The following is a 20,722-nucleotide window of genomic DNA, read 5'->3' on the forward strand; positions in this document are numbered from 1 at the left end:
AAAGGGTTGAGCTTCTATGAAAGATATTCATGAGTTAACATCCATAGAAATGGTTGAAGAAACTATTCAACAACATGAATTGGTTTTTTTGTATGTATCTCGGCCAGAGTGCAGCGTGTGCCACGCTTTACTTCCTAAGATCAGGACGTTGCTTGAACCTTATCCATCGATATACCTGGGTCACATTAATGCTAATGAAGTGGAAGAGGTTGCGTCCAAGTTTCTTATTTTTACCGTTCCAACAATGATCATGCTTGTGGAGCAGAAGGAATATATTCGAGCGGATCGTTTTGTTCGCTTGGAACGACTGGAAGAGCAGCTGCAACAGATTCACTCCATGTATGTCCAGGATGAGGAATAGAAAGATAAAACTACAGGAACGGCGGCTCATACATGAGCCGTTTTTTTGCGCCCGCAGTGGCGTATAGCTATGAATAAAGTGCATGATGCCTGAGCTCGCAAATTAAAGTGTTGCCATGAAAACGGTTTTATGATAATTTAAACATTATAAAAACGTTTTTATAGTAAAGGAACAAAACTTATGGCAAAGATAACGATTAAAGATGTAGCAAGGGAAGCAGGCGTATCCATCTCTACAGTCTCCAATGCTTTAAATGGTGTGGATGTCTTGAACCCGGAGACAAAATCACATGTTCTCAAGGTGGCAGAGCGTTTAAATTATGTGCCTAATCTGAACGGCAAGCTTTTGAAGTCCGGTCAAACCAAAATGCTCGGTTTTTTCACTACAAGTGTATCGGGTCCGTATTTCTATAAGCTGGTCGAGTCGATGTCTCGCGAATGTGATCGTCTTGGGTATGGTTTGAATGTATTTGTGACCAAGGATAAACACGTTATTATGAGTAATATTCTGGGTCGGCGGGTAGATGGTGTCATTATCTACGAAGAGCTTCGGATCGATGAGCAAGATATTATCGCCATGGAGAAAGACAAGATCAAGGCAGTTTTTCTGGATCGGGTCTATCAGAGTGATACGATGGGAAGTGTTATTTTCGACTCGTATGTTGCGTCTTATGAAGCAACCAAGTATTTAATTGGACTGGGGCACAAGAAAATTGCTTATATTTCGGGTGTGGATACGATGTTTGACAGTGTGCAGCGTAGAGACGGCTATCTGGCTGCCTTGCGTGAATACCAGCTTCCAATTGATGAAGATTACATTATTCAAGGGTATTTTGAGGAGGACAGCACGTATAGTGCGATAAAATCTTTTCTTCATTTGCACCCCGGCAAGCGGCCTGATGCATTTCTTGCAGGGAATGACTTGAGTGCAATTGGCTGTATGCATGCGTTGAAGTCTGAGGGTTTTGAAGTACCTCAAGACGTTAGCGTTGTGGGTTTTGACGATATTGATATCGCACAGTATTTTTCTCCACCGCTCACAACGGTAAGAAATCAAATTGCAAGACAGGGTATCCTGGCAATTAATCAACTGGTGGGTATGATCAAGGAGAATGAACAAGGGTCTGCGCAAAAATTGGCGGGTGAGTTGGTGGTGAGAGGTTCAAGCCATGTGAAGATCGACCGCAAAGACTACCGTACGTAAGTTGATTCAGCGTCTTCTCCGGTCTTTTTTTACATAAATATAAATAAAGGGGTTTTTTATGTCGAAAAATAAAAACGTTTTTATAAACATGCATACATGATGGAGGGGAGTAAAAAAACGTGGATAAATTAGCCGTAGAGACATCAACCGGTAAAAATGCGATCAGTCCCAATGGGAAGAAACCCATCGGACAACGGATTAAAGAATTCATAGTCGATTATCGGAGACAATGGGAGATTCAATCGATGATTATCCCGGGCATTATCTTTATGATTATTTTTTGTTACATCCCGATTTACGGTTTAACAATTGCCTTCAAAAATTACACGGTCATTGATACGCTGGCAACCGCTCCTTGGGTAGGGCTTGATAATTTCAGAATCATTTTATCAGATAAATACTTCTGGGATGCAGTCGTGAATACGCTGGGGATCAGTTTTTTGAAATTAGGTATCGGGTTTGTCATTCCCATCATTCTCGCGATCATGATCTACGAGTTAAACAGCGGACGATTCAAGAAGTTTGTGCAAACGGTTTCATATTTACCTCACTTTTTGTCCTGGATTGTACTTGGGGGAATGCTGATCACCTGGTTTTCAACAACGGGGTTATTTAATCAGTTGTTACTTAGCCTGGGAGTGATCTCGCAACCGCAGAACATCTTGCTGGATGCAGGCAAGTACTGGTGGATTGCTACGTTGTCGGATATCTGGAAAGAAGCAGGTTGGGGAACGATTCTGTATCTGGCCATTATGGCGAAGATTGATCCTACGTATTATGAAGCAGCTAAAATCGATGGTGCAAGCCGTCTGAGACAGATCTGGAATATCACATTGCCTAATATGAGATCCATTATCAGCCTAAATCTGATTCTAACTGTAAGCGGTTTATTGGGGTCGAATCTGGATCAGACCCTGGTTCTCATGAACTCCCAGAACCGTGACAAAGCGGAAGTCATCAATTCGTACGTCTATCGTATGGGGATGTCACAGGGTGACTTTTCATATGCAACGGCCGTTGGCTTGGGTGTCTCAATCATCTCTGTCATTCTACTCGTCACGGCAAACAAAATCACAAGCAAATTAAACGATAATCAATCTGTGTTGTAGAAGGAGGCATCCCGCGTGAATGGAAAGGTGGCAAAAGAAGATCTCGATAGTCGGATCTTTGATACCTTAAATATGATTTTGTTAATCATCTGTACGATCGTTATCCTGGTTCCACTCTGGAATGTCATTATCTCTTCCTTTAGCTCAGGCAAAGCGTTGGCGGAAGGTGGATTCATCTTCTGGTCACCGGAATTCTCGCTGGAGAATTACAGAGCAGTATTCAACGATCAGGGCATATGGCAGGCCTTCTTCATATCGGTGTCCAAAACAACGATTGGTGTTGTTACACATGTGTTCTTCTGTGCCATGGTTGGTTACGGTCTGAGCAAAAAGTACATAAGAGGCCGTAAATTATATGTTGCCATGGGGGTCATCACAATGTTCTTCTCCGGTGGCATGATCCCAACATATCTGTTAATCAAATCACTTGGATTATTAAACAGCTTCTGGGTATACATTATTCCGGCGTTATTCAGCTTCTATGATGTTGTGATTCTGATGAATTTCTTCCGGAATGTCCCGGATTCGCTGGAAGAATCGGCCAAGATTGACGGCGCAGGGGATTGGCATATTTTCCTGAAAATCTTCATTCCACTCTCCATGCCGGCTATGGCTACGATTGCGCTATTTAATGGGGTGGGGCAATGGAACGACTTCATGACAACCAAGTTGTACATTACCGATCAGTCACTGTATCCACTCCAGATGATGCTGTATGAGATTATCGTTCAGTCCCAGACCCAATCCATGCAAAATGTTGGGGGTTCGGCCGTGATTGAAACAACGACCAAAGGCGTACAGTTGGCCACCATTGTCATTACAACACTACCTATTGTACTGATCTATCCCATCGTTCAGAGATACTTTATCTCGGGAATGATGCTGGGTGCGGTCAAGGAATAGAAGAAACCAATACCCCAATATGAGGAGGAACAAAAACATGTTGAAGTTGAACAAAGCATCAGGAAAAAAGGGGATTAAATTGTTCGCGACATTGCTTGCAGCAGTGATGATGATAACGGGTTGTAGCGGTGGATCTGGAGGCTCCAGTGAAGGCAACTGGGTGTCCATTGAAGATCGTTATACGGTAGACCCGGAAAAGCCAGCTTGGCAGTTGGATAAAAAAGAAGAAGCTACAGACCTGACGTGGTACGTCAATGCTGACTGGTGGAACACCGATTTTGGCAAGGACATTGTCACGAAGAAAATTAAAGAGGATCTGAACATCAATATTAAATTTATCACGGGTGATGATACCAAGTTAAACACCTTTTTCGCCGGCGGAGATATGCCTGACCTGCTAACCGTATTTGACTCCAATTCTCCAGTGGTACAAAAAGCCGCTACCTGGGCTATGCCGCTGAACGATCTGGCGGAGAAATATGATCCTTATTTCAATAAAGTTGCGGCTGCCGATACATTGAACTGGTTCCAATTGGCGGATGGCAAAACCTATGGTTACCCGAACTATTCCAATACACAAGAGGATTATGATAGCGGTAACATTCCTGCAAAAACGGCATTTATCATTCGTAAGGATGTGTACGAAGCTTTGGGTAGTCCGGTCATTGGAACGCCAGAAGAATTCCAGAGTGTGATGAAACGAATTAAGCAAGAGTTTCCTGCGCTGATTCCGTTTGGATTCAACTCCATTGGTGAAGGAACAGGTTCACTCGGGGATACATTGCAAGATTTCATCGGCGTCCCGCTGGAGACCGAATCGGGAGAATTCTACGATCGTAATCTGGATGAAGATTACCTCACGTGGTTGAAGACATTGAACACCGTGTACAGAGATGGCAATATCAGTGATGACAGTTTTGCTGATGATGGAACGGCTTTTGAGGAAAAAGTAAAGTCTGGTAAATACGCGACCATGCTGCTTGACGGTACACCTCAACAAGGAGGAAACCTGCAAATTTACATGAGTGCCAACCCGGGCAAAGAATATATTGCAATTGATGGTCCGCAGAGCACCAAAGACAATGCCCCGACATTGAATCAATCCGGGATAACCGGGTGGATGATCAATTACATCTCCAAGGATTGTAAAGATCCGGCCAAGGCCATTCAGATATTCACATACTTATTAAGTGAAGAAGGACAGACACTTATGAATTACGGGATCGAAGGGGAGACCTTCCAAACCAAAGCCGACGGTAGTGTAGAATTACTGCCAGCAGTGAAAGACATGCAACTGAATAACGCAGATCAATTCAAAAAGGATTATCGGATGGGTGAGTTTATGTTCTTCGGCCATGATCGTCACAAAGCACTCAGTGCAGATGCTTTTCCGGAAGCGATTAAACAGATGCAGGAGTGGGGCAAAGGCAAGCTGAAACCACACTTCATTCTGGAGAATATTAGCCCAGATCAAGGTACACCTGAAGCTCGTGCGTTGTCAGCTATCAATACGAAATGGAATACGACACTGGTCAGCATGGTGCGGTCCAAGGATGCTGCCTCTTATGACAATGCATTGGCTTCTTACAAGTCATTTTTAGGTGAGAACCGTTGGGAAGAGATTGTGAAGGTACGCAGTGAAAAGATGAAATTGAACAAAGACAAACTAGGCATTCAATAATAGAAAAATGAAATATGAAGGAGAATCTTATGACTACATTCAAAATGTACAAATCAACAGGAGAAAATGAATGTTTTGTACCCATATCCTTGGATCAATTGCAACCTCCAGCACCTGATCTGGAGACCGCGACTATTCTTCTGGATGATCAGCTAACGTATCAGGAGATGGATGGATTTGGTGCTTCTTTTACCGACTCTTCTGCCTATCTGATCAATCAAATCTTGAATGAGGAGCAACGGGAAGAGGTCATGTCCCGCTTGTTCCATCCGCAGGAAGGTATTGGACTCTCGGTCATTCGTAACCCGATGGGCGCTTCGGACTATGCGAGAACGGTATACAGTTATAACGATATGCCAGAACAGCAGACAGATCCAGAATTAACCCAGTTCAGTATTATGCATGATGAAGAGGACGTTATTCCGTTAACGCAAAAGGCGTTGGCACTGAATCCTGAATTGAAACTGTTTGCTTCACCATGGAGTGCACCCGGCTGGATGAAAACGAGTGGATCGATGATTACCGGACAATTGAAAACGGAATGGTATCCCGTTTATGCTGAATATTTCGTGAAATACATTCAAGGGTATAGAGAGCATGGATTACCGATCCATGCCATCACACCACAGAATGAGGCGCTTTATGAACCGGGGCATTATCCCGGTATGTTGATGCCAGCCGAAGTCCAAGCGGATTTTATCAAAAACCATCTCAAACCAGCCTTTGTTCGTAACGATATTCAAACCAAAATTCTCTGTTACGATCACAACTGGGACCAACCGGACTATCCCCTGACCGTACTTGAACAAGCGGGAGAGGAAGTGGATGGTGTAGCTTGGCATTGGTACGGGGGCGATGCTTCTGCTCAAACGAAGGTTTATGAAGCCTTTGCAGGCAAAGAAGTACATTTCACCGAAGGCTCGGGTGGAGAGTGGATTCCGCCATTTGAGCAAGCCTTCTCGAATGTGATGCGAACAGGGATCCACATTCTTCGTAATTACAGCAAATCCTTTGTACTTTGGAATATGGCACTTGATGAGAACAACGGGCCAACCGTGCCGGGATTTGGCCGCAGTACGTGCCGTGGCATCGTGCAAGTGAATCAGCAAACCAAGGAGCTTACGTATACACTCGATTATTATGCCTTGGCACATTTCAGTGCTGTGATCCGCCCGAAGGCTGTTCGGATCGAATCAACATCCAGTGATGATGGAATTTGTTCTGTGGCTTTCAAAAATGTAGACGGTTCCGTCGCACTAGTCCTCTTCAATGATGGAGATGGGACGGGTAACGTACAGGTTAAGCTGCGGGACGATACATTGATGAAGTTTCAGCTGGAAAGCAAGAGCGCCTTGTCCGTATTAATCAAAGGTTGATAAATGAATGAAGTTATAAATAGGTTTCATCAGAAACGAAAGCAAAAGAAGCGACGTCCGGAGAATACACGGACATCGCTTCTTTTGCTGACATTACCTGTGGATGGATCACCTTATAAAGGTTGAATGGCAAGATTGGGCGTTCCACTACTCTCATCAACGAACAGAATATATTGATTGCCAGCGGTCCCCGTTAAGACCAGACCGGGTTGACCTGCAACACCAGGATTGTAATACCTGAGCTGCTGTACAATCGGCAGAGCTACTGGAAGCACTGGTTGATTAAGTGCCATTAATTGTGTAGTAGCCTTGACGCTGTCTCCAGCTTCAATAACACCGCCTACACCCAGATTATTAACGATAGAGGAGCTGGCATTGATTTGGAGGCTGCCTGCTACGGTCTGGCTACCATTGACTTGTAGATCAACGCCAATGGTTTCATTACCATTGACTTGCAGATCCTGGTTAATGGTCTGATTACCGGTGACAAGGATACTATCAAATGTTGGCAATGACATCATCTCCTATATAGTATTCTTATATTCTATGAGGACAAGATTTGAACCGACACGGGTGACCACACATTGTATATCTGGGATAAAGCCCCTTTTGGAATGAAGAGGGAGTGAAGTGGGCAACAGAAGAAACCATGCCACTATGTCGTGCATATTGTAGGCAGAGAATGTTTTCGTATGGAACGGGAGGGTTTGCTATCCAAAAGAAGTCAAAAATGCAGGTTAAGTCCACGAAAAAGAAACGTTCAGTTCATGATGCGAACCGGTTATTCCTGAAACAGATGAATGTGGTTCTGAACAGGAAACTCAAATCCATGCGTAAACATATGGAAGTACAGCAATTAGAACTGAATCAGCAATGGCTGAAGATGATAAAGGTGGGAAGCATACCTACCCGTGAAGTGCCAAAAGTGATCTATAAGGAGTTAAATGTGCTTCTTATTAATCCTTGTAATGACCGGGAAATGTCATCACATTGTGTACTCATTGAACAGAGTTTGAAACATCTCGTGAGAAATGTGAATGAGATTAAATATATCGAATCCGTGTCAGCCTGTTTATCTTCTTATGATGTTGACCTGATTATGGTCATCGGAAGCGAAGAAAACTTGCCGGATGAGAATATCACAGCATTAAGGACATCAACCATGAAGAAGGCAATCTGGTTGTCTGCCGATCAACATGTGATTCAAAGCGAAACTATTCTACCGATTTTTGATCACGTGTTTACACAACATTCGACGCAAATAAGCGATGTTCAGCATCATATGGGAAGCACTGGTAGTCATGAACTTTTAATGCCGCCTGATCCACATATATTCTGTCCTCAAGCTGTTCCTCCGGAGTACGAATCGGATGTTTATATCATCGGGGATGCAGAACCTGATGGCATCGTCACCGCTATTGCCAAATCGGGTCTTTTGAATAACAAAATAGTTCGGGTGGATGGGAAGGGTTGGGCACAGCTTGGAGATTTCTATCCCGTTCGCAGACATGAAGCTCGCCAGATTTTATTTAACGGAAGCAAACTGGTTATTCATAGTGGCGAATCAATCAAAAACGTGATGGAAATTGCCGCATGTGGGACGTTTCAGCTCATAGGACCATCTGTGAATCAGAGCAACGGGATAGATCTTAGTAACTTTCAACAATACAACTCTTGTGAAGAACTCACTCAGAAGTTTGAACATTACTGGCAGAGTGTTGATGCAAGGAGACTGGCCGCTAGCCATGCTCTGGCATACATGAAATATAATCAATCCCATCTGCAAAAAACATTGCGACTGCTGGATATCATATTCACATAAACCATCAAGAATCACACGAGTTTAGGCTGCATCATGTTCCTGCATTGGAGGAGTTCTGTTTGAAAGTAATTGCTCTGCATCTACCCCAATTTCACCGGATTGAGGAGAATGACCGATGGTGGGGGAATGGTTTTACTGAATGGACCAATGTAAAAAAAGCCACTCCCTTATATTCGGGTCATCATCAGCCTAAGCAGCCGTTTCAGGGGAAATATTATGATCTTTCCGATCCAGATGTACGAAAGTGGCAAGCGGAAACGGCTAAACAGCATGGCATTTATGGATTTTGTTATTATCATTATTGGTTCAAAGGCAAGCGTTTGTTGGAAAAACCAGTGAATGAAATTTTGGATCGTGGGGAGCCTGATTTTCCCTTTTGTTTGTCTTGGGCCAATGAGACATGGACAAGAAAATGGGATGGGCAAGAATCCGATATTCTCATGGCCCAGAACTATGGGGATCGAGATGATTGGGAAGAACATTTTAATGATTTGGTTAAGGTATTTAAGGACAAACGATATATTCGAGTGGAAGGTAAGCCATTATTTCTGATCTATCGACCAGCCAGCATTCCCCAATGTGAGGAAATGATTCAGTTTTGGCGTGAATTGGCTTTGAAGCATGGCCTGAAAGGGATTCATTTTGTGCAGACCATTGGTGGATTCCCTACATTTAATTGTCAGATCTTTGAAGCGAGTATGGAATTTGAACCGCATTATACGTTTGCACATGGACATATGAATGGAATCTGGATCGAAATGAACATCAAGGGACAGCAGCATATTGCTGTGAATTACGACAAGGTATGGTCCTCCATTCTCGAACGAACACCACACCGTAACGGAGAAATCGTCTATCCAGGTGCTTTTGTGAATTGGGATAATACACCGCGGAGAGGCGTTGACGGACAGAGTACGCTCGGGTCCACACCAGAGAAGTTTGGGCTGTATCTATCCAGACAGATGGAACGAGCGAGGACGCTGTACAAAAGTGAATATCTTTTTATTAACGCCTGGAATGAATGGGCGGAAGGGGCATATCTTGAGCCGGATCAAAACTATGGTTATGCTTATTTGAGAGAACTCAAGAAGGTAACTCAGCATGAATCGAACAGAAACAAGTCAATAGGAGGGAGTTCCGAATGAGGGAACTCTCTCTGCTTTGTGCTTATTTATAGACCACGTTTCGTTGTAAGTACCTTTTTTTGTTTGCGGTATTCCGTTGGAGTTAGCCCTGTATGCTTTTTGAACTGTCTGGAGAAATAATACAAATCACTGAAACCGAGATGCTCGGCGATGGCAGTTATTGTGTTCGGGGTGCAGGCCAGCAGTTCCTTGGCCTTATCGATTTTTTTGCCAGTAATATAGAGGATCGGAGGAACTCCGATCTGCTGCTTGAAGAATCGAATGAAATAATTTGGATGCATGTAGGCGATCTGGGCCAGTTCCTGAACCGAAATATTCTCTTCGATGTTGGAATCAATGTAAGCCAGAATGGTAGACAGTTTCTCCATGACAGGAACGTTAATAAAAGAGATTTGATCCAGATCCAGATTCATTAAATAGTGGGACAGTAACTCGGTCAGTTTGCTCTTGGCCATCATATGGGCATAGACTTCATCGGATTTTGCATATGTAAGGATGCTGCTGAAGATTGCTTGAATCAACTCAGGTTGATCTATCGTACAGATGTGTGGAAATTTCAGAATTTGGAACAAATTGATTCCACCAACCTTTGCGCTAAAGTGACACCAATATTTGAGAAAAGGACTTTCATTAATGGCAGAGTAAGACTGTTTGATCCCCTCTGGCATTAAAATAAGCTGATTAGGCGCAGGATAATACTCCTCATCCCCAATTTTGAGCCAACCTTCACCTTCGCATATGAAATAAAACTTGCTGTAATCGGGCGTGTAATCCAGATCCCTCCAATCCGTATCGCACCGATTGTAGTTGACCATGAATAATTCGACTTGGAGATTGGACAGGTAGTTCGTAAGCAAAGTTTGGTGATTCATACTTTTCATCTCCATACAAGGTTATTATTGTCCATCTAAAAGTTAGTGTTCTGCATGTCTATCCTTCAGCCGTAGCACTACAATACAACTACAGACAATAACAGAAGGGATGAGAACATCTCATGGACAAAAACGAATATTTGCAACAGATTGAAGCAACGATTGAGAGCGGTAAATTCAAGGACAACTGGAGTTCGCTTAGCACCTTCCAAGTACCCGAATGGTACCCAAAAGCGAAATTCGGCATATTCATTCACTGGGGGCTATATTCCGTACCGGCCTATGATAGCGAATGGTATTCGCGAAATATGTACATACAAGGTACCAAAGCTTATGAACATCACCTTGAGGTGTATGGACCTCATAAGGACTTTGGATATAAAGACTTCATTCCGATGTTTCGTGCAGAGAAGTTCGATGCAGACGAATGGGCAACGTTATTCAAACAGGCTGGAGCCAGATATGTTATGCCTGTGGCTGAGCACCATGATGGTTTTCAGATGTACAAGAGCTCTATCTCTCACTATAACACATATGAAATGGGCCCCAAACGGGATCTTCTGGGTGAGATGAAGGCTGCATACGAGAAGCAGGGGCTCACATTATGCGTTTCGTCTCACCGCGCCGAGCACTGGTTCTTCATGTCTCACGGCAAGGAGTTTGATTCAGATATTAAGGAACCCCTTGAGCGTGGGGATTTCTATTGGCCAGCCATGCCTGAGCCGGATCATCATGATCTGTATGGTTCGCCTCCAACCGAGGAGTATCTGGAAGACTGGTTGATTCGCTGCTGCGAACTGGTGGATCAATATCAACCGAAGGTCTTCTATTTCGATTGGTGGATTCAAACGGTTGCGTTCAAACCCTATCTTAAGAAATTCGCAGCCTATTATTATAACAAAGGCGACGAATGGGGCGTTCCTGTAGCTATCAATTATAAACATGAGGCCTACATGTTTGGAAGTGCCGTTCCTGATGTGGAGCGGGGACAATTCGCTGAGCTCAAGCCCTATTTTTGGCAAACGGATACGGCTGTCGCTAAAAACTCATGGTGTTATACGGAAAATAATAACTATAAAACGGCTGAGGAGATCATTCGGGATCTCGTCGATATTGTAAGCAAAAACGGAAATTTGCTGCTGAACATTGGACCTAAAGCAGACGGCAGTATACCGGATGAAGATCGCGACATTTTGCTCAGCATCGGCAAGTGGCTGGAAGTGAATGGGGAAGCGATCTATGACACGTCATTCTGGCGTACGTTTGGCGAGGGTCCGACAGAGGTGAAGGAAGGGCAATTCACGGATGGGGATACGAAGATATTTACGAGTGAAGATATACGGTTTACGTTAAAAGAAAGCAGCCTGTATGCCACGGTTCTTGCCTATCCAGATAACGGGGTGGTACAGATTAAATCCCTGAAGGAAAATTCTCACCATTTTCAAGGGGTCATTCAAGATATTCAAGTACTTGGCTATGAAGAACAGCCGCAATGGGAGAGAACAGCGGACGCGCTGACGATCACAACGACAACTGTGAAAAGTAATGCGCCTATTGTTTTCAAAATTAAATTGGACTAATCAACAAAGATAAATTAAATACTGTAAATATAAAAAGGGCGCATCCAGGAGTATTGTACTCATCGGATAGCGCTCTTTTGGTTTGCCTATACATAGGGCTGACTTCCATGCAAAATCCTCTCCATGATAATGGAGGCTGCTCTGAGCTGAAAACGGTAATTCGGAGATTTACTTATATAATAATCACGAAATTCTTTCTTGCTAATATACTGATATCATCAAACCAGTGATGTTCGCCTATTATGGAATGATTGAGACTCACTAAGGAGGATCTGCAAAAAAGATGAAACCAAAGAAACGCATCAGTTGGAGCGGATTTAAGAAAAAAAAAGCTGAGGACTGTGACCATCCCCAAGAACAGCACAAAGAACATCACCACGAGCATCATCATAACCACCACAATCATCACCACAATAACCACCATCATAAGTGTTTTGACAAAGAAGCTGAATTTCTTCTCAAATTAATTGGTGAGTTGAAGGGAGCAATTGTACAGGTTTTTGCCAATCCCACGCCTCATAATGTTTCACTTCTGATTGAGGTACTGCGTAAATTACTGGCTCTGGTTCATCATTCGGATTTGAAAAAGGGAACCAAGGCAGATCTCGAAGCGGTCTTGGAGCTTACCATTGTATCTGCAGAGGCCGTTCCATTTTCTCCGATCAGTGTAGGAAGCAATTTGCAGCAATTGCTGGATGTGCTCCTATCTGTCATTTTACAGGGGAATATCGATTCGGCTGAGAAAGATCAACTGGTCATTTTGATCCGGGCGACCGAATTGGCTATCACAACAGGGCTAAGAAACATAGGGAGTCAAGGTCCGGCAGGACCTGCAGGACCAGCGGGTCCTCAGGGCGTGCCTGGTCCACAAGGCCCGGCAGGCGTTGCTGGTTCTCAGGGTGGTGTAGGTCCAGCTGGTACACCGGGAGCTGCTGGTGCCCAGGGACCAGCAGGTGCGACAGGTGTTACTGGAGCAACGGGTGCGGCAGGCCCAGCAGGTGGCGCAACAGGAGCGACAGGTGCAACGGGGAGTACAGGAGCAACAGGTGATCCTGGCGTAGCAGGAGCCACCGGAGTCACCGGGGCTACCGGCGCAACTGGGATTGCGGGAGTAACAGGCAGCACTGGTGTTACAGGAGCTACGGGTTCGGGCGCCATCATACCGTTTGCTTCTGGCGGACCTGCCATATTAACAACGGTTCTTGGTGGACTGGTTGGAACGACAAGCCTTATCGGTTTCGGCAGCTCGGCAACAGGAGTCAGTATTCTTGGTGGCACGATTGATTTAACGGGAACGATTGTCGGACCACTTATAAACTTTGCGTTCTCTGTTCCACGGGATGGCGTTATAACTTCGATTGCTGCCTATTTCAGTACCACAGCAGCCTTGGCCTTGGTTGGTTCAACGGTGACCATCACTGCGCAATTATTCAGTTCACCTACTCCTGATAATGCATTTACTGCGGTTCCGGGGGCGGTCGTTACACTGGCACCTCCACTCACCGGTATTATTGCATTGGGTAGTATCTCCAACGGCATAACAACTGGATTGGCTATACCTGTGACTGCACAGACACGACTTCTGCTTGTATTCTCTGCAACGGCAACTGGACTTAGTCTTGTGAATACCGTTGTTGGCTATGCAAGTGGCGGCGTGAACATTACATGATGAGATATAAATTTTGATCTGGGGCCGACTCAATCGTTTCTTTAAAAATCATAAAGTAACCCCATGACTCATGGGGTTAGAACTTTTTATAAATAATTGTGATATCTATTACTACCAATCATTAGTAGTAAATGTCATAGCTTCCACCATAACCATTGGGTGAGTAAGCTACAATTTTATGATAACCATACAAGTTCTCAAGAGTGATGCTTTTCGTTCCATAATCAGACACGATTACTCTTCCATCTCCCTTCAGGTTTCCAATCATATCTTCAACTTTAAACACATATTCCCCTGTTGTAAGAGGGTTAAACCTAAAGGTGACTTTTCCACTCAAGTAAATATCGGTACTATATCCACCATTGAAATATTCTCTTAAGGAATTTTGGGCAAAAATATTAATTTCTTGTGCTTGGGACTGTTGTTGTGTCTGAACTTCCTGGGAGGAAGGGTTAGTTAGCGTAAGAGCTTCATCAGCGAATACCGCTGGAACAGATGCTAAAAGCATCGCCATGGAAGAAAGAGCTGCAATTGCTGTTTTTTGATATTTTTTCACAATCAAACATCTCCTTATGGTATATAAAATTTAAATTAGATTAGAGTTCGTACTGTTCACAAAAAGACAAAAGATCAATAGAGCAGTAGCTTTCCTCACAGTCATTTCCTAGGATGAGAGTAAGGTTGATCTGGCGCCAAATGTATGTTACAAGATAATCGTACATTTAATTCCAAATATATACAATACTATTCTCAGGATTTTCTATACTATTTTTGTTAAATATATACTTTATTCATATATAGTTCACAAAGTAACATTTATAAGCTCAGACGATTACGGAGAGGTTATACACGATTCGAACACGCCATAAACGAAAATTGACACAGCAGGATGAGCCTCTGCTTTGCCACATTGTTTGAATAGTAATCTTGAACATCAAGTCGTAGTTTCATAGAACTACTACATTTGTTCATTAAGCGAAATGAAATACATAAATGCGAAATGAGAGTATGAATACGTAAGCGACAGGAGACACATAAAATCATTAAATAGACTTATTTTCTATATTTTTCAATAAAGTGCTTGTATATATCGAATAATGATTTTATACTATACCAATAAAATCCAATTAAATTCCTAATCGACTATTATATGTAATTAAATTGTTTAACTACTCACTCGAATCACGATCGAAAGTCATATCCACCACTCCTTAGCAAGCGTTCTGCTAACGCTCCAGATTACCCTTCCACATGAATGCTTATAGACATTCACTCTCATTGCATTATTCAAACACCCAAACTATTCACTCACATGGTTTAATCCGACTCAATCAATCTCCTAAACTTCCAAGTAAAAAAACATAGACTAATCTGTTATCTCTTCTGACTCATATTGATCCCTAACCAGACCTGTAAAGGAGGTGAGGCTTTATGTGAAATCCAGAGTATCTATCTCGTCCGCAATAAAGGTTATATACCGTTTTATTCTGCAGAGAAGGGCATATGTACCAGACTAAATTAAAAAACCGGGTAAAAGGAGTGGAAAAGTTTGATAAAGATTAATCGGTTACGCAAGCCCATCTCCATGGGGCTCTCGCTTCTCCTTGCATTTTCGATCATTCATCCGGTTTCAGCTGAAAACTCCACATCATCCAAATTGGATATGAAATCTGGACTTGCCAAAGTTACGGAGTCCAAAGTAAACGCCAAATTGACCAAAGAATTTGATGGTAGTGAGTATGTTACCTATCTGGTTAAAATGAAGGAACAGGTGGATACAGCAGCAGTCTCCAAACAGGCCCTTGAAAAGGCGACCATAGCCAAACAAACGGCTTCAGCCACAAAGCTGTCCGTTCGTAATTCGGTCGTCAGCTCTCTGCGAGAAACGGCCTCGCGTACACAATATCCATTGGAAACTTATCTGGAAAAGGAAGTTGACCTGGGTAAGGTTAAAGAATATAAAAGCTATTTTATTGTCAATTCATTGGCAGTGACGAGTACCAAAGAAGTCATGGAACAGATTGCGCTGCTGCCTGAGGTGGAGAAGATTCTACCGAATGAGACACGATACTTACAGAAAGCCGAAGTGAGTAAAGAACCGGCGAATGCGGCATCAGGCAAAGATGCTGTACAAACGCCAGCTAAAGACTCTTCAGTCGGAGTTAAAGACAAGGAGCCTGCTGCCAAGGACAAGCTTGCGACTGAAAACGTGGAATGGAACCTGGATTACATCAATGCGCCAGCCGTGTGGGATCGGGGCATCGATGGAACAGGGATTGTTGTTGCTAATCTGGACAGTGGTGTGGATTATACCCACCCGGCGCTTCGCAGCAAATGGCGGGGACTGGATGCTTCGGGCAATATCGTTGATCCCGAACTAAGCTGGTATGATCCGCACAGTAATGCTTCCCTCCCTGCGGACGAAGACGGACATGGTACTCACACGATGGGTACGATGGTTGGCTCTGAAGCGAATGGCACCAACCAGATCGGGGTTGCTCCCGGTGCGAAATGGATTGGTGTACGGATATTCAATCCGGAAACAACGGATGCCATTATTCTGGATGGCGGACAGTGGTTGATCGCTCCAGTGGATGCGGAAGGCAATCTGCATCCTGAACTTGCACCGGATGTGGTAAACAACTCGTGGGGTGGAGGTGCCGGACTGGATGAATGGTTCCGTCCTATGGTGCAAGCCTGGCGTGATGCTCAGATTTTTCCGGAATTCTCAGCAGGAAATGTGAGACTGGGTAACCCGGGCGGACCTGGTTCTGTTGCTAACCCGGCTAACTATCCTGAAAGTTTTGCTACAGGAGCAACCGATATCAACGGAAATCTGGCTTCGTTCTCCCTACTGGGCCCATCCCCTTATGATGAGATCAAACCGGAAGTATCTGCCCCTGGTGTGAATATCCGTTCATCAGTTCCGGGCGGTGTATATGAAGGAGGCTGGAACGGAACATCCATGGCAGGTCCGCATACAACCGCCCTTGCTGCACTGCTGCTTCAGGCCAATCATTCCCTTACCGTGGATCAGCTGGAGCAGATCATTACAGATACAGCCACGCCGAGAACGGATAGTCAGTATCCGACCTCTCCTAATAACGGCTACGGTCACGGCATTATTAATGCCCTTGATGCTGTGGGTTCTGTACTCGAAGGGATTGGAACAGTATCCGGCAGAGTGGTTACAGCCGGAGATGATCTGGAAGAGCCAGTACTGGCACATACCCCTGTCAATTCAGCCTTTACAGGCATTGATATACCATTAACCGCTCATGTGACAGATAACGTCGCGGTAGTCTCTGTTGAGGCTTTTGCCAAAACGACAGGTACCAACCAGTACGTCTATCTGCCGATGAATCGAATTGCTGGAGATAACAAAGATGGGACGTATACAGCGACAATCCCTGCTTTTCTTATTGAATCGCAAGGTGTGGAGTATTATATCCGAGTGAATGATTACGGCAACAACGGATTCGAAAGTCAGGTATATAAAGTGGCTGTGTCCAATGGTGTGCAGCCAGGATACCTTCAGGATTTTGAAGAAGATCAGCTGGGCTTCACGACTGGTGGTACCGGAAGTACCTGGGTATGGGGAACACCAAGCAGTGGTCCTGGAAATGCATACTCCGGTGACAAGGTAATTGCAACCAATCTGCAAGGGACTTATGTAGCGAATAGCAATGCATATCTGCTTGCGCCGCCAATTGATCTCACCGAGAGTCCAGAAGGTGCGTTATTATCCTTCAAGCACTGGTATGACTTGGAGAATAACATCGACTTTGGCAAGGTATACATCGCTTCCGAGGATAGCGATTTTGTGTTCCAAGAACTGTTAACCTTCACGGGTACAGGTGGCAATTGGAAGACACAATATGTGGATCTTCGCGAATACGCGGGACAGCAGGTGTTCATCAAGTTCAATCTGACGAGTGATAATTCATTGCAAAAGGCTGGCTGGTACATTGATGATTTCGCTGTAGAAGAGCTGGATGAGATTGCTCCGGGCGCACCTGCCGGATTGTCTGCGACTGCCGATATTCTTGGTAATGTAGCCTTGAGTTGGACTGGTCCGAACGATGAGGATCTTGAATCCTATATCGTATATCGCTCCACAACCGCAGGTGCAGGTTATGAATCCATTGGAACTGCAACCGGAACAACGTTTACAGATACGGCTACGGTGACAGATTCGACGTATTACTATACCGTTGCCGCACTTGATTATAGTGGCAATGAAAGCGATAAATCGAATGAGGTCTCCATTACAGTAGAGGTGCCTCAGGATATCTACATCGATCATTTCGATGGCAGTGATGATAACGGCTGGACTCATTCAGGAACCAAAGATGAGTGGGAACGCGGCATTCCGGTAACGGGACCTGCCAGCGCGGTTTCTCCGCCGAATGTCTGGGCGACTGATCTCGACAATACGTATGAGAGTGGCTCCAACTATTCACTCGTATCTCCGGTCATTGATTTGACGGATGTGTCCGAAGGAACACTCACGTTTAATCATTGGTACGAGATTGAGAGTGGATACGACTACGGGTATGTGGAAGTCACCAAGGATGGTGGAACCACATGGTCAGAACTGGGCAAATTCTCACATAGTACAAACGGTAAACAATGGACACCCGTATTTTATGATCTGGATGCACTTACCGGTAATGAAGTTCAATTCCGGTTCCGCCTGACCTCAGATAACAGTGTTGTGAAGACAGGCTGGTTCATTGATGATTTCCGTGTACTGGGAGTTGCTGCGGAGACGGTAACGGAGGACAGTGCGGTTGTGCTTAACAATGACAAACCGAAACCGTCTTATGATAATCCATGGTACAAAATTTCGCGGACTGACAAAGCGGAATTTAACAAAACGAAACAGCAACAACCGGAAGTTGAAAAACCGGAAACAGGTTCGGTTAATCCACAAAGCCTGCCTGCAAGTGCAACGGTTACTGTACTGGAAACCGGACGTTCGGTGAAGACAGATCCAGCTACAGGCAAGTATAACTTCACACACGTAGCAGGTGATTACACGTTAAAAGCTGAAGCATATGGATATTATCCTCGAACTCAGCAGGTAACGATCACGGATGGCAATGGTGCCAAAGCCAACTTTAATCTGGAGGCGATCCCGCATGGGCAGATTGAAGGTGTTGTAACGGATGAGCGGACAGGACAACCTCTGGCTGATGCTTCCGTTCTCGTGGTGGAAGATGCCAATGTAGGCGAAGTCCACACAGGTTCAGATGGTAGCTTCGTTATTCAGGTACTGGAAGGAAGTTATACTCTGTCCATCCGTGCTGCTGATTACTACAGTAAAACCGTTACTGTAACTGTACCTGGTAATGGTACGGCAGAGGCGAATGTTGCCTTGAAACCGTTCATCGGTTTTCCAGGGGAAATTGCTTATGATGATGGAACAGCAGAGAACGCACGAGCTTTTAACGCTGCGGATAACGCCTGGGCAGTTCGAATGACACCAGAGCTGGAGACCGCTCAACTGACAGGTGCATCGTTCCGATTCTGGAACACCGAATGGCCTGTACCTGGAGGCACAGCGTTCCAATATGCCGTATATGATGCATCGGGTGCGGGCGGAGCTCCGGGACGACAACTGGCTGGACCATTTGACGGTACTGCACTTCGTAACGATCAATGGACAACTGTTGAATTCTCGGAACCGGTCATTGTAACGGGTGATTTCTATATCGTGTACGTACAGAGTTTAGCTGGAACTAGCGCTCCGGGACTCGCTACCGATGAGGATGGTCCAAATGCAGGTCGAAGCTGGCAGCGAGTAGGTGGAGCGTGGAGCACTTCACCTGATGAAGAAGGTAACTACATGATTCGTGCAGTTGTGAGATATCCGGTAAATGCACCTGTGCTCACAGCACCTGCGAACACGTATACGAATCAATCATCCTTCACCGTGTCGGGAACGTCTCCGGCATCCGGCGCTCAGATCAAGATCTACAACGGCAAAGATCTGGCTGGTACGACAACTGTGGTAAATGGGAAGTTCTCTTACGGTGTGAAACTCCGTTCTGGGATTAATGCGATTACTGCCGAGGCAGTGGTGGACGGGAAAACGACCGACCGCTCACTCCCCGTCGTCATTATTCTGGATCAGACCAAACCGCAGTTGACCATTGTTACGCCAACTCAAGGAGATCGCATCAATGCGGAAGTTGTTCACGTAACGGGTAATGTCGTGGAACAATTCCTCGATAAGTTGACTGTTAACGGACAAACCGTACAAGTGGGCAAAGACAGAAGCTTCAGTCATCGCGTATTGGTTAACGAAGGCGAGAACACGATTACCATTACAGCAACCGATCTCGCTGGCAATAAAACTACCGTAACCCGCACCGTCTACGTGGAAACGGCGTTGCCAGAACTTACGAATATTACTCCGGCTGAGGATGTTCGAATCACATCAGGAGAGAGTGTTACTGTTTCATTTGACAGTAAACCTGGTTTGCAAGCATCTTTCCGGATTCAGTTACCGCTGAATCTGAATGCCCAAGGGGCAGGAGAGATTCCATTAGTGGAGACCGAACCTGGTCGTTACACGGGTACGTACACAACACCTTCATCCCTTGTTCTGGATGGTGGAGTCATTGTGATTCGAGCTCAGGATGCAGCAGGCAACAAAGTAGAGGCGGAAGCAGCTGGACGATTGTTCGTCAGCGCAGCACAAGAACAATCCGTTCCAGAACCAGATTCGAGCCCTGAAGAGACTGAAACGGAAGTGAGTCCACCGTCTGCTGAGGGTCTGCAACCTTAATTATGCAAAGTATGAGATGGATGAAAACTACATTTTGACCATCTAAGCAAGAAGCCGATAAGCCGAGGTATTAGGGCTTGTCGGCTTTTTGTTGTATCTCGATTCACATCTGACGCCTAAGATTAATGAAGCATCCATTGGGAAGCTTTTTCTTTTGCTCTCATATGACAGCAGGTGAGTTGTCTCCGTTCTTCACATTAATGAT

General features: G+C 44.7%; 14 protein-coding genes. 11 read left to right on the top strand and 3 right to left on the bottom strand.

All coding sequences use genetic code 11. The features are described from left to right. Positions 1–16: 16 nt before the first annotated feature. The 6 genes from F0220_RS13890 to F0220_RS13915 all read left to right on the top strand — a co-directional run bounded on the left by F0220_RS13890 (position 17) and on the right by F0220_RS13915 (position 6,633). Positions 17–361: a thioredoxin family protein gene (locus tag F0220_RS13890; protein WP_105598585.1), complete on the top strand. Its 345-nt coding sequence runs from the start codon at positions 17–19 to the stop codon at positions 359–361. Between the two features lie 180 nt (positions 362–541). Then, complete coding sequence (locus tag F0220_RS13895) at positions 542–1,564, top strand: LacI family DNA-binding transcriptional regulator (protein ID WP_091016602.1); 1,023 nt, start codon at positions 542–544, stop codon at positions 1,562–1,564. 119 nt (positions 1,565–1,683) lie between these two features. After that, entirely contained in the window at positions 1,684–2,673 is a 990-nt protein-coding gene (locus F0220_RS13900) for an ABC transporter permease (RefSeq protein WP_206099103.1), read from the top strand. Positions 2,674–2,688: 15 nt separating this feature from the next. Then, positions 2,689–3,576, top strand: a complete 888-nt coding sequence (locus F0220_RS13905; protein WP_017688674.1) for a carbohydrate ABC transporter permease — start codon at positions 2,689–2,691, stop codon at positions 3,574–3,576. Positions 3,577–3,613: 37 nt separating this feature from the next. After that, positions 3,614–5,257 carry a type 2 periplasmic-binding domain-containing protein gene (locus F0220_RS13910; protein ID WP_181155394.1) on the top strand — a complete coding sequence of 548 codons (1,644 nt, stop codon included), beginning with the start codon at positions 3,614–3,616 and terminating at the stop codon, positions 5,255–5,257. Between the two features lie 29 nt (positions 5,258–5,286). Next, a complete protein-coding gene (locus F0220_RS13915; protein ID WP_105598586.1) occupies positions 5,287–6,633 on the top strand; it encodes a glycoside hydrolase family 30 protein in 1,347 nt (448 codons plus the stop codon). A gap of 113 nt (positions 6,634–6,746) precedes the next feature. Here the strand turns inward: F0220_RS13915 and F0220_RS13920 are convergent, their stop codons facing one another. After that, a complete protein-coding gene (locus tag F0220_RS13920) occupies positions 6,747–7,151 on the bottom strand; it encodes a hypothetical protein (RefSeq protein ID WP_223199941.1) in 405 nt (134 codons plus the stop codon). 311 nt (positions 7,152–7,462) lie between these two features. On the opposite strand from F0220_RS13920, the gene F0220_RS13925 reads away from it, so the two are divergent. Together F0220_RS13925 and F0220_RS13930 are read left to right on the top strand one after the other, a co-directional pair. After that, positions 7,463–8,455 carry a CgeB family protein gene (locus tag F0220_RS13925; RefSeq protein WP_146118053.1) on the top strand — a complete coding sequence of 331 codons (993 nt, stop codon included), beginning with the start codon at positions 7,463–7,465 and terminating at the stop codon, positions 8,453–8,455. A gap of 59 nt (positions 8,456–8,514) precedes the next feature. Then, entirely contained in the window at positions 8,515–9,600 is a 1,086-nt protein-coding gene (locus F0220_RS13930) for a glycosyltransferase WbsX family protein (RefSeq protein WP_105598588.1), read from the top strand. Between the two features lie 26 nt (positions 9,601–9,626). On the opposite strand, the gene F0220_RS13935 is transcribed toward F0220_RS13930, so the two are convergent. Beyond that, on the bottom strand, positions 9,627–10,472 hold the full coding sequence (locus F0220_RS13935; RefSeq protein ID WP_105598589.1) for an AraC family transcriptional regulator: 846 nt from the start codon (positions 10,470–10,472) through the stop codon (positions 9,627–9,629). A gap of 122 nt (positions 10,473–10,594) precedes the next feature. Here F0220_RS13935 and F0220_RS13940 point away from each other — a divergent pair, with 122 nt between their 5' ends. Further along, complete coding sequence (locus F0220_RS13940; RefSeq protein ID WP_105598590.1) at positions 10,595–12,052, top strand: alpha-L-fucosidase; 1,458 nt, start codon at positions 10,595–10,597, stop codon at positions 12,050–12,052. A 283-nt stretch (positions 12,053–12,335) separates the two neighbouring features. Continuing rightward, the gene (locus tag F0220_RS13945; RefSeq protein WP_105598591.1) at positions 12,336–13,721 is read left to right on the top strand and encodes an exosporium glycoprotein BclB-related protein; all 1,386 of its coding nucleotides are present in this window, start codon (positions 12,336–12,338) and stop codon (positions 13,719–13,721) included. 121 nt (positions 13,722–13,842) lie between these two features. On the opposite strand, the gene F0220_RS13950 is transcribed toward F0220_RS13945, so the two are convergent. Then, positions 13,843–14,277, bottom strand: coding sequence for a hypothetical protein (locus F0220_RS13950; protein WP_105598592.1), 435 nt, complete (start codon positions 14,275–14,277; stop codon positions 13,843–13,845). A gap of 993 nt (positions 14,278–15,270) precedes the next feature. On the opposite strand from F0220_RS13950, the gene F0220_RS13955 reads away from it, so the two are divergent. Continuing rightward, entirely contained in the window at positions 15,271–20,517 is a 5,247-nt protein-coding gene (locus F0220_RS13955; protein WP_105598593.1) for a S8 family peptidase, read from the top strand. Positions 20,518–20,722: the final 205 nt, after the last annotated feature.

Source organism: Paenibacillus sp. 37 (genome assembly GCF_008386395.1).
In the GTDB taxonomy this organism is placed as follows: Bacteria; Bacillota; Bacilli; order Paenibacillales; family Paenibacillaceae; genus Paenibacillus; species Paenibacillus amylolyticus_B.

Bases quoted from the DNA above. Each gene is read 5' to 3' on its own strand.
- F0220_RS13895 (WP_091016602.1), top strand. From the start codon at position 542: ATGGCAAAGATAACGATTAAAGATGTAGCAAGGGAAGCAGGCGTATCC.
- F0220_RS13890 (WP_105598585.1), top strand. From the start codon at position 17: ATGAAAGATATTCATGAGTTAACATCCATAGAAATGGTTGAAGAAACT.
- F0220_RS13920 (WP_223199941.1), bottom strand. From the start codon at position 7,151: ATGTCATTGCCAACATTTGATAGTATCCTTGTCACCGGTAATCAGACC.
- F0220_RS13940 (WP_105598590.1), top strand. From the start codon at position 10,595: ATGGACAAAAACGAATATTTGCAACAGATTGAAGCAACGATTGAGAGC.
- F0220_RS13915 (WP_105598586.1), top strand. From the start codon at position 5,287: ATGACTACATTCAAAATGTACAAATCAACAGGAGAAAATGAATGTTTT.
- F0220_RS13910 (WP_181155394.1), top strand. From the start codon at position 3,614: ATGTTGAAGTTGAACAAAGCATCAGGAAAAAAGGGGATTAAATTGTTC.
- F0220_RS13945 (WP_105598591.1), top strand. From the start codon at position 12,336: ATGAAACCAAAGAAACGCATCAGTTGGAGCGGATTTAAGAAAAAAAAA.
- F0220_RS13925 (WP_146118053.1), top strand. From the start codon at position 7,463: ATGCGTAAACATATGGAAGTACAGCAATTAGAACTGAATCAGCAATGG.
- F0220_RS13935 (WP_105598589.1), bottom strand. From the start codon at position 10,472: ATGAATCACCAAACTTTGCTTACGAACTACCTGTCCAATCTCCAAGTC.